This window comes from Vibrio sp. 397 (assembly GCF_033339395.1).
Taxonomy (GTDB): Bacteria; Pseudomonadota; Gammaproteobacteria; order Enterobacterales; family Vibrionaceae; genus Vibrio; species Vibrio alginolyticus.
In genome coordinates this window covers 124,706-134,918 of record NZ_JAWOUN010000012.1, presented here as the reverse complement: position 1 = coordinate 134,918, position 10,213 = coordinate 124,706, and the positions used below count along the sequence as shown (strand labels likewise).

Annotated in this window: 10 protein-coding genes; 8 read left to right on the top strand and 2 right to left on the bottom strand. The window is 37.0% G+C overall.

All coding sequences use genetic code 11. From position 1 onward, the window contains the following. The first annotated feature begins 266 nt into the window (after window positions 1-266). A complete protein-coding gene (locus R7P36_RS18545) occupies window positions 267-1,559 on the top strand; it encodes a tyrosine-type recombinase/integrase (protein WP_318077460.1) in 1,293 nt (430 codons plus the stop codon). Window positions 1,560-1,856: 297 nt separating this feature from the next. Here R7P36_RS18545 and R7P36_RS18540 read toward each other — a convergent pair whose 3' ends face one another. Then, window positions 1,857-3,131 carry a methyl-accepting chemotaxis protein gene (locus tag R7P36_RS18540; protein WP_318077459.1) on the bottom strand — a complete coding sequence of 425 codons (1,275 nt, stop codon included), beginning with the start codon at window positions 3,129-3,131 and terminating at the stop codon, window positions 1,857-1,859. A 376-nt stretch (window positions 3,132-3,507) separates the two neighbouring features. Between R7P36_RS18540 and R7P36_RS18535 the strand changes: the two genes are divergently transcribed. The 5 genes from R7P36_RS18535 (at window position 3,508) to R7P36_RS18515 (ending at window position 8,052) form a co-directional block, all read left to right on the top strand. After that, a complete protein-coding gene (locus tag R7P36_RS18535; RefSeq protein WP_318077458.1) occupies window positions 3,508-5,064 on the top strand; it encodes an EAL domain-containing protein in 1,557 nt (518 codons plus the stop codon). Between the two features lie 197 nt (window positions 5,065-5,261). Further along, window positions 5,262-5,462 (top strand): helix-turn-helix transcriptional regulator, encoded by a 201-nt coding sequence (locus R7P36_RS18530; RefSeq protein ID WP_318077457.1) that lies wholly within the window; start codon window positions 5,262-5,264, stop codon window positions 5,460-5,462. Next, window positions 5,446-6,714: a VapE domain-containing protein gene (locus R7P36_RS18525; RefSeq protein ID WP_031823103.1), complete on the top strand. Its 1,269-nt coding sequence runs from the start codon at window positions 5,446-5,448 to the stop codon at window positions 6,712-6,714. Before R7P36_RS18530 ends, R7P36_RS18525 begins: the two co-directional genes overlap by 17 nt. A 188-nt stretch (window positions 6,715-6,902) precedes the next feature. Continuing rightward, on the top strand, window positions 6,903-7,103 hold the full coding sequence (locus R7P36_RS18520) for a helix-turn-helix transcriptional regulator (protein WP_324186314.1): 201 nt from the start codon (window positions 6,903-6,905) through the stop codon (window positions 7,101-7,103). Between the two features lie 178 nt (window positions 7,104-7,281). Then, window positions 7,282-8,052: a hypothetical protein gene (locus R7P36_RS18515; protein WP_029839158.1), complete on the top strand. Its 771-nt coding sequence runs from the start codon at window positions 7,282-7,284 to the stop codon at window positions 8,050-8,052. A gap of 60 nt (window positions 8,053-8,112) precedes the next feature. Here R7P36_RS18515 and R7P36_RS18510 read toward each other — a convergent pair whose 3' ends face one another. Then, window positions 8,113-8,367 (bottom strand): hypothetical protein, encoded by a 255-nt coding sequence (locus R7P36_RS18510; RefSeq protein ID WP_029839156.1) that lies wholly within the window; start codon window positions 8,365-8,367, stop codon window positions 8,113-8,115. 149 nt (window positions 8,368-8,516) lie between these two features. On the opposite strand from R7P36_RS18510, the gene R7P36_RS18505 reads away from it, so the two are divergent. Together R7P36_RS18505 and R7P36_RS18500 are read left to right on the top strand one after the other, a co-directional pair. Then, window positions 8,517-8,804, top strand: a complete 288-nt coding sequence (locus tag R7P36_RS18505) for a hypothetical protein (RefSeq protein WP_140118310.1) — start codon at window positions 8,517-8,519, stop codon at window positions 8,802-8,804. 483 nt (window positions 8,805-9,287) lie between these two features. Continuing rightward, complete coding sequence (locus R7P36_RS18500; protein WP_318122251.1) at window positions 9,288-10,163, top strand: phage integrase N-terminal domain-containing protein; 876 nt, start codon at window positions 9,288-9,290, stop codon at window positions 10,161-10,163. The last annotated feature ends 50 nt before the right edge of the window (window positions 10,164-10,213 follow it).

The window sequence follows — 10,213 nt, the reverse complement described above, 5'->3', positions numbered from 1 at the left end:
CCCGTAGATTTCTCTACGAGCCTTTCGGAATATGGTGGCCCCTCGCAGACTTGAACTGCGGACCAATCGATTATGAGTCGTAAAATATCTCGTTTCATGGAATCTCGAATTATCTCACAACTTGTCAAAATCATTGAATTTTAAGCGGTTGATAGACTTGCCTTATCGCATGTTATCTCACAAACTGTCATTAAGCGACTTCCTAACTACACCCACAACTACACCCAATTTAGCACTGGGTGTAGTTGCGCAACAAAGGATATGCCATGGCAATTACGCAAAAAGAGATTGTGGGGCTCAAGCCGAAAAGTAGTGCTTACTATGTTTGGGATGATGACAGAACAAAAGGCTCTGGGCGTCTGGGAGTAAAGGTTTTCACCAGTGGCAATAAAGGTTTTGTCTTCCGTTACTACCGTCAGAGCAAGCGTCTCTTTATTCAGTTAGGTCGATTTCCGGCGCTGAGCCTTGTTGATGCACGGAAAGAGGCGCACAAACTGGGCTTAATGCTTAAGCAGGGACTCGATCCTAAATTTGAATTAGCCAACGCAGAGAAAAAGCGTGAAGCCACCCGACGTGAAGAAGAACGTAAGGGTAGCATAGAGCTATTGTTTCAAAGTTACGTGAACCAGATGAAAAAAGAGGGGAAAAGAACTTATCAAAATGTTTATCGCTCGCTGGAGAAGGAGGTTTATCCATTTATTTCTAGAGAAACGAAAGCTTGCGATGTAACTACTGCTGACATTGTTACGATTCTCGCTCACATGATACAACGTGGTGCTGCAACACAGAGCAATCGGGTCAGAAGCTACCTTCATGCCGCATTTAACTACGGCCTTTCACATGATAATGACCCTGCGAATTACTTGAGAGACGCTAAGTTTGGTCTCGCTTTTAACCCAGTATCCTCTATACCAAAACAAAAAGACGCAGAACGAGTGGGAGAGCGCTATCTAACGTTCACAGAACTACACCAGTTTATGCAAGACATTGAGTTTGACATTGAAGGGGTTCGAGCCTCAGAAATGATGCGATGTCTTATTCTTCTTTGTATTCATACTGGAGGGCAGAGGCCTTATGAGATTGCAGCATCAAAATGGACAGCAATCAACTGGGATGAACGAACCTTGCTTATCACACCAGATCTTTCGAAAAACAAGCGTAGCCACTTGGTTCCTCTAACTGACTCAGCTATGTCGCTCTTAAGGAGGTTAAGAGAAAGAGAGTCAACCAGTCCCTTTATCTTCCCTCATTATAAAGACGAAAATGACCACGTTCGCTTAGATTCATTGAGCCAAACCATTGCTCGTTATAGAGATGATCACCCTCACTTTGAGCATTTTATCCCTAGAGATTTACGCCGCACATGTAAAACCCTGATGGGAGAGCTTGGCATAAGTAAGGCATTGAGAGATAGGCTGCAAAACCATGCGCTCAATGATGTGAGCTCAAAACATTACGATAGATACGAATATTTGGCTGAGAAGCGGCATGCTTTGGGTTTGTGGGAAAGTAAATTATCTAGATTTGAAGAAACGGGTTCAAACGTGGTTAGTCTTTGATAAAGTGGGCTTGACGTTTGCACTGTGAATATCATATTCGTGATTTATGTTAATTTATATCCTGGTATTATTAACCATTGTTAATGGTCAGATCATTATTAATTAAGTTATTTATATCTATACAATGAGTAATAGTTTACGGTCAGATCAAGTGAATGATAAGGCTCTATAAATAATATTTAAATTTTATATTTATATTGAATTTAAAAGGGAATATATAATATTAATTATCATTCCCTTTTTAGTTGATACTATAGAAAATATTTTGATTTATATAACTATTCTTTATAGTAATTATTATGCAACTAAGTTCTCTAATTCTATAGATTTCTCGGTAAGCTTTTTAGATTGTATTTCTGTAGAGTTTGATGAATTATTCGTAATTTCTGCCATTAGCTTTGCTTCTTCGGTATTTCTACTGATCTCATCTATGACTAATGTTTGCTCTTCGCTGGCAGCTGCAATCTGAGCATTCATTTCATTTACAGATGCAAGACTTGAAAATAAATCCAATAACCTTGCACTCGTATTATTGATTGATTTAGTCAAGTCATTAACTACAGAGCTACTCATATTCATAGAATTAACAGACTCTTGAGCACTATCATGTAGATTTTCTATCATTAACGCTATTTCTTTTGTACTTGTTTGCGTTTTACTCGCCAGTTCTCTAACCTCATCGGCTACAACCGCAAAGCCACGGCCGTGTTCACCAGCTCTTGCTGCTTCTATCGCTGCATTAAGAGCGAGTAAGTTAGTTTGTTCTGCTATTCCTTGAATTGTTTGAACAATACTATTTATACTGTTTACTCTTTGACTTAATTCTATGACATTATTTTTGCTCGTGGAAGTTGTATCATCTAACTCTTGTAAGCGAGCGTTTATTTCTTGAATGAATAATGTTAAGTTTTGTCCTTCACTATTAACGTGTGATACATGGTTATGAGCGTTTTGAACATTCGATGCAATTTCCACAGCTGAGCTTTGAAGCTCTGTCATGGCAGTTGCAACATTATCCATAGTTGAAAGTAATAGAATTGAGTTTTCTTTGTTATCACTAGCTGTTGAATTTAATTCCCTTGACATTGAGTCAAGTATAAAAGCTATATCTTTAATGCCAATTATAGTCTTTTCTGTTCTATCTAGCATAAGGTTTAAATCTTTTACCAGAGAGTTGAACTCCTTTGATTTGTCTTGAGCAATTCTATAAGAAATTGGAGTTTCTATGTTACTCATTATCTCTGCTTGCTCAACAATAAAGTTTATTCCTTTAATTGTCCTATTAACAAGAATCCAAGAGGAACCAACTAACAAGATAAGTAAAGCTAGCATCTCGATTATAGAATTAGTTATAACATCGTGTTGTACATTATCACCAATATTTTTTAGTTCTAAGAACAACTCTTTTTTAGAATAGTTTTTAAAGTCACCATTGGTTACAGATTCCGCTATTGTTAAACTTTCCCGTTCTCTTATTTCATTCATATCTCCTAGTGCGAATGTGAACATCACTAAGAATAGGATCACTCCTGGTAAAATTGATACAAGCGTAAGTTTTGTTTTTGTACTCATTTGTTTCAATCACCTTCCATCAAAGCACGTTATTGAATTTTTTTAATCTAAGCATGTCCATAATCGCGTACTTATGCTGTAAAATTGCAAGGAAATGTGATGTTATCATTTTTGACTTACACGTGTAAGCCAAAAAAATGATTTGTATTAGGTTTTTCTTATATTGGTGATGTGCTTCTCAATGATAGCTTTATATTGTTGACTAATAACCATAGTGACAATAATGTTATTAGTATTTTAGCAATATGATGTTAAGTCGACCTTTAAGCTTCCTTGTGGATTTGTAGTTGTTTTTCCATCTACCCAAAATTGGAAATATGCAATTACTATCATATCTTTTGGATTTTAGGTTTTAACTCTTTTGTAGAGAGTGAAAATGAGTTCAATAAAGTTTAACTTCAAAGAAAGTGTTATTATGTTTTCCTTATCTTGTATAATAACATTTAATTTAGGTTTTTATATTAGTAATTTAGAAAGTGAAAAGGTTGTTAGCAGGGATATTGCTAATGCTTTAAGTTATAAAATTAATGAGTATTTTAGTCTTCTAGGTTATTTTTCTAGGAATTTTAAAGTTAATATTGAAAACTCAAAATTAAAAGAAAAAATAAGGAACGTTATATATGATGATAAAATTTTATTAGATTTAGTTACTATATCTAAAAATGGTGATGTAATTAATAACTTGTCTAAGTTTTATTCTATTTCTAGTTTTAATCTATTTGAAGATATTAATACTAAGAACTCTTTTTATCTCACATATCATGATAAAAATATTTTACTTGGGGATGCGTATTATAGTGAGAAATTTGGGGAGAAGGTAATTCCTATTAGAGCTCCTGTTTTTAATGATGATGAGGTTTTTTCATTTATTTCATTGGTATTGTCTTATGATGGATTATTTAAAAAATATGTACCAATAGATTATAAAAACAACATAATCCTAAAAAATATATCTAATAGTAATAAATATCCCTTTAATAGCAGTTGCAATTTATCTTGGTTTAACTGCTTTTTATTTAACTTGTTTTATTTTAATGAGTCATATCGGTATTTCACTGATTTTCCTCACGATTTTGTTATTTTCATTGTGGGGGATTTAAGTATAAGCTTAGTTGTTTTAGTAGGGGCTTTGTTTCTTTTTTTGGTTTGTTTTTTTTACTTTATTTATAGTAGGTATAGTTATTACTTTTATTTGAAGGGAGCTTTTCGTAATGAAGAGTTTTACTTAAGATATCAACCCCAATTTAGTGGAGAAGGAGTTGTTATCGGAATAGAAGCTCTTTCTAGATGGACATCCCCATATTTGGGAGATGTTAGACCAGATGTGTTTATTAAGAAACTTGAGCAGTATGGGCTAATGAAAAAATTTGGAGAAAATGTCCTGCATAATTCAATAAAAGAATCAAGAGACTTATGTGTAAAAAATAACATTTCTTTATCTATAAATGCTTCTATAGAAGATTTAAAAAATAATAATTATTCACTTTATTTGAAAAGATTAATTGATATCTATGATTTTCCTGTCAATCTTTTAAAAGTTGAAATTACAGAGAGTGCAGAGATTGATAGGCTTGATTTTATAAAAAACAATATATTTAACATTAAAAGAATGGGCGTTAGACTATCTATGGATGACTTTGGCTCTGGTTTTTCTTCTTTGTTTCTTTTAAATAAAATTAAGTTTGATGAGATTAAGGTAGATAAATCATTAATTGATGATATAGATTTTGACAAAAGAGCGAATACAACTTTAATAAATATAAATAGATTGTCAATGGAGTTAAATATTGATGTCGTTGTAGAAGGTGTTGAAAGGTATGATCAACTTAAGATTTTGAATAGTATTGGTTTTTGCCGATATCAAGGATTTTATTTCTCTAAACCAGTCAGTCTTGGTTGTTTAGAGTTGATTATAGAAGATGGAAAAATTTAGATTTGGTTTTAATTAACTTCTTCAACTCTTTACTTTATTTTTTACCTTGGATGGGATCTTATAATCTAAGTATTCATCCTTGGTTCTTACCTCTTGACCTTTTAAATTAATTAAAGCAATCGATTTCCTAAAATCGTTTCCTCCTTTTTTTTCAAAGATACTAACTCCTGCCCTCAAATGAGATAAGGAGACAGGTAATGACACGAAATCGAATAATCCCATTAAAAGAGGTATCAGAAGCCTTAGGGCGAACTCCCAAAACTATTTGGCGATGGTGGGCAAAAGAGAAAACATTTCCGAAACCCATTCTGATCAATGGACGCTGCCTTGGGTGGCGAGAGTCTGAGCTAGATAACTGGATGGAGAGTCAAGGGGGGAAAAGTGACAGCAGCAAGTGATAAAAGTCAGCCGAGCGAGTCTCAACTCGATTTTCCAGACAAGAAAAAAGAAGGGTTTAAGAAGCTTATTCTCAATACAGATGACAACCTGAGGGTACTGCTAGATCACAAAGGATACGTCCCTTACTTAAATGCGATGAACACTGAGATAGAAGTGCTCCATAACGGTAAGGTTATGGAATATGAGGTGTTAATGAGTAAGCTGATAAGCGACTGTGCAAGATTCGATGTACCAAAAGCAGCAATTGGTGATCATCTACATGTTTTGGCAAAGGAGCGTTCATATCACCCTATTGTTTTGCATCTGGCTGACTCTGAATGGGATGGCGTCGAACGAGTGAAGAAAGTTATTGGGTGCATCCGTTCTAAGAGACCTGAAGTTACGGAGCTAATTATGCGGAGGTGGCTTGTAGGTTGTATTGCGGCGCTATACGAGCCTCGGTTTAGCAGTAAGTTAGTTCCGGTGCTTCAGAGTAAGCAGTCTTTTAGAAAAACCGCTTTCTTATCAAGAATAGGTGACATCGTACAAGGGGCATTTCTTGGAGGTCGGGCATTAGATCCCCGCTGCAAAGATAGCGTGTTACCTATTATTAAGTCATGGATTGTTGAACTCGGTGAACTGGAGTCTTCAACAAAGCACAGTCAAGGTCAGCTGAAAGCATTTATATCCCAAGAGGCAGACACAATCAGGTTGCCCTATGCGCGTACCGACCTTAAAAAACCGAGGCAAACGCTTTTGATAGCGACGGTAAACGGCCAAGACTTCTTAAAGGACAGAACGGGTAATACTCGGTTTGGTGTGATTGAACTAAATGAACCCATTGATATGACTACTGTGAATCGGATTCTCGGGTGGCAATACAACGGAACTGGCAGCCTTCGCCAAGAAGAGCCCGAGTCATTGCGGCAGTTTTGGTTGGAGGTCAAGCACATGTATGAAGCTGGTGAGCCTTGGGTACTGTCAATGGACGAGCAGGCTCTGGTTGATACGGTATCTGATAAATATTTGGATAAAGGGCGTTGGTATAAAATGCTTCAGGAGCGAATATCAATGGAGGCTGATGATAATCGAAGCCAGACTGAATGGCTTGCACCAGGCCAAATTAGCCAGATCTTAGGCATACCATGTAACTATGTTGCTCATGTCGGCAGAGCTCTACAGCGATTAGCTGATGAGGGGAAAATTGAAACTCGTTACAAAGATGGCTACAGGCTGTATTTGTTTCCAAGCAGCTATCGTCCACATTTCTGAGATTGTATGTTTATAACTTTACTTCACTTACCTCACTTAAAGTGGAGTAAGTGAAGTAAATTGAGAAAAACCAAGTTTATGTCGTTCGCACTGCGAACATCTGATCAATTCAATCAATCGACCTCTTAAAACCGTTACGCATCTTTTTATCAAAGATACTGGTTCAGTCATCAAATGAGAAAAGGAGGATGCTCATGGCAAGAGATCGAATTATGTCCCTTAAAGAAGTTTCAGATTCACTGGGCCGCAGTCCAAGGACTATTTGGCGTTGGTGGGCGAAAGACAAGTGTTTTCCTAAGCCAATACAGATAAATGGGCGTTGTTTAGGCTGGCGTGAGCGAGACTTTGTTGATTGGCTAGTAGAGCAAGAACAGGCTTTTAAAGATTAAATTTATGTACGCGAGGCTATAGGCCTCGCTTTTTATTCGCACTGCGAACGTTAATTCCACTTGTTGGGATAAATGCAGTAATCGTTAGCTTAAAAAAAATATTTAACTTTATCGGCTTTAACATTCTTTCTGACATTGAGGGGCTGTTCGCTTCTCATTCATCAAGAAGGAAGGAAATATGAATAGTACTAAGCGTAATGGGAGCAAGCAGTTTGATTCTGCATCAGTTAAATATTGCAACCAAACAAGTATCTCTATGTCTTGTCATGTTGACATGAGAAACGTGTTGTTTGGTTATTATGAGGAGTACTTATCTCCCATGACTCCGTTAAATCATGATAATGCACTATGTTCTGTGATAGAAGACATTGATTGTGTAATAGTTGATTACGGTAAGGATACAAAGCAGTTTTTGAACCTTAGCACCGCTTTAGATTGGGCTAAGTCAGTTATGGGGGTTAAAGTATTTAGATATGTGGATCTTTCATTGTTTGGTGGGCCTGGATTCTATCTAGATGATTACATGGATGCCTTAAGAGATAATGCTGATAACTTAATCGATTTTTTTGTTGATAGCTTTAATCGTTATGGTTGGAGCATATCCCCATTTCAACTTGCCCATGATGTAGAGATTACGTCTGAATTTAGTAAACCGGAGCTCGTTGAGGCGGTATTTAACTTTGCTAGGAATATCCATTGCTTTAGCGCAGTAGGGCCAGAACGCTCACCTTGGTTTATGAGCCAACCTACAAATGAAGGCTCTTACTACGTTTGCAGATTTAATGGGAAAATTGAGCTTGTTGACCTTAAACTGGTTCATAGTGTAGATGGAAGAAGCAGTAAATTGATGATCTTTGGCTTAAACCAAGAGCCTGTGCCTTTAGATGAAGCGGAAGCTGGCGATTGGTTATGGTCTTTCTCTTATCATCAAACAAATACATTTGACTGAAGCCTATAATTAGAATGAAGTGACTTAATGTACAGTAAACGTTGAGTCACTTTTTACCAGCTACCAATCTGAATTATCTCTATGGCGTTTTTCTGTAATCCTATTCCTCAACTTACCCTCTAAATCCCGCTCGAATTCACACCCGATGTCATCAAAGTAGGTGTTGTCTGAAATACCATCATCATAGCTAATATGTTCGCGATCGATGTTTGAGCTTTTACTTGAAGCTTCCAAAACACAAACAATAACTTTAAGCAATGAAATGAAAATGCTCCCAAAGATTGAGATGAGCGTAGGGCTTTTTTTATATTCCATGTTCAATCTGCCAGATTTATGCATTTGTCACGTAATAGGTTACGCTTTCTACTTAAGATTAGCAGAGGAGTGAAATGTTCGCAGTGCGAACAAAACAACGTAAAGGTGTATGTATGGTGCAGATGGACGAATTTATTTGGAAGCGCTACATGGAAGATATAGAAGGTATGTTTAGAGATGCTATTACAAGTTTGGATTTACAGCATCGCGCCGTCATGGCTAAAGCAATTACGGCCATGTTAATCCAAGAGCCACCATTTAAGCTTACAGATGAAAATATAATCAATTACTTGAAATCTCCAGATGACATCAAACGTCAGATATTCGTTCAGTATGGTTACTTTGATCCACGCCTTGAATCGTCTTTGCAAGAAGCTGTCCTATGTATTGATGGTATCAAAGAACCACTGCTCAACAGCATAAAGAACGCACGTTGAAGCCCTCCTGTCACTAGCTGTGAAATAGGTAGTGACAGGAGGTATACCGCGACCGCATCACCTTATTTTTTCTATATTCTCGTTATTTCTTTTAAGCGGGGTCACTTGGTGACAGCCAAGTGACGGCTTGGTAGCCTCATCACGTAAATAAAAAAGTAGCCGTCGCTATAAAGACTCTTCATAAATCATAAATGTTCAATAGGAGAAAGAAACGTAACCAGCATTGTGACGTCACAATGCTCTTCTCGTAGATGCTCACGCTTCTTCAAGTAGATCATGTACGACATTCGTAACTATCGATACACAAACCATCACTCTTGCCCTAATCGCCTCTGAGGCATTCATCTTACTAACCATAAGTTTGAATTGGGCTTATCACTAACCATCAGGTTCACGTGGTTTGATTACGTTTTCTCCATCATTTTTTCAAGTAGATAGAGCCATATGAGCTATATGGCTCTTATTTATTTAGGAGTAAGAGTCATGAGCAAACCAAACTTACGACACGGCCTAGTTTTGTTAATGAAGCGCAACATTGATGGGAGTTATGCATCTCAAGCTGCACGTAAAAACATCCTCATCCAAATCGAAAAACAATTAAAGAGAGGAGGGTACAGGCACTTAACTCCACATACACTTAAGTTAAAGCACGTAAAATTTTTGGTTGAGCATTGGCAAAGTCAAGGCTTAAGCGTTGGAACTATAAAAAACCGAATGGCACATATTCGTTGGGTATTCGAAAAGACTGGACGTGAGCATTTGTTACCCAAGTCCAATGAAGAGTTGGGGATAGGAAAGAGAGTTTTCAGTGACAATAGTACCAACAAGGCGAAAGAGCTTGATGAAGTAAAGTTTAACGCAATCTCAGACCCATATATAAAAATAGCGTTAGAGCTACAATCTGCATTCGGTCTGAGGCGGGAAGAAGCTCTGAAGTTTAACCCTAGTATAGCGATTAAAGCAGATAGAATTCATTTAATGGGTTCTTGGACTAAAGGTGGAAAGGCGCGAGAGGTACCAATCAGAAACGAATATCAAAAGCAGGTATTAGAACGAGCTATAGTTATTGCCCCAAGAGGCTCTCTGATTCCCGCAGGCAAAAAGTACATTCAACAGCTAAAGCACTACGAAAATACTTGTAGGAAGGTTGGGTTATGCAAGAACCATGGTCTACGCCATCAATATGCTCAACAGCGATACATAGAACTGACAGGAATGAATGCACCTAAAGCGGGTGGCTTAACTAGCAGAGAACTGAGTAGAGAACAAAAAAGTGCAGATAAAGAAGCTCGCCTTATTATTAGTAGAGAGTTAGGGCATGAGCGAGAAGAGATTACAGTTATCTATCTTGGCCGGTAAGCACATTATCAAGTTTTGTATTTTTAGGTTAAAATATAACCACAAGAACA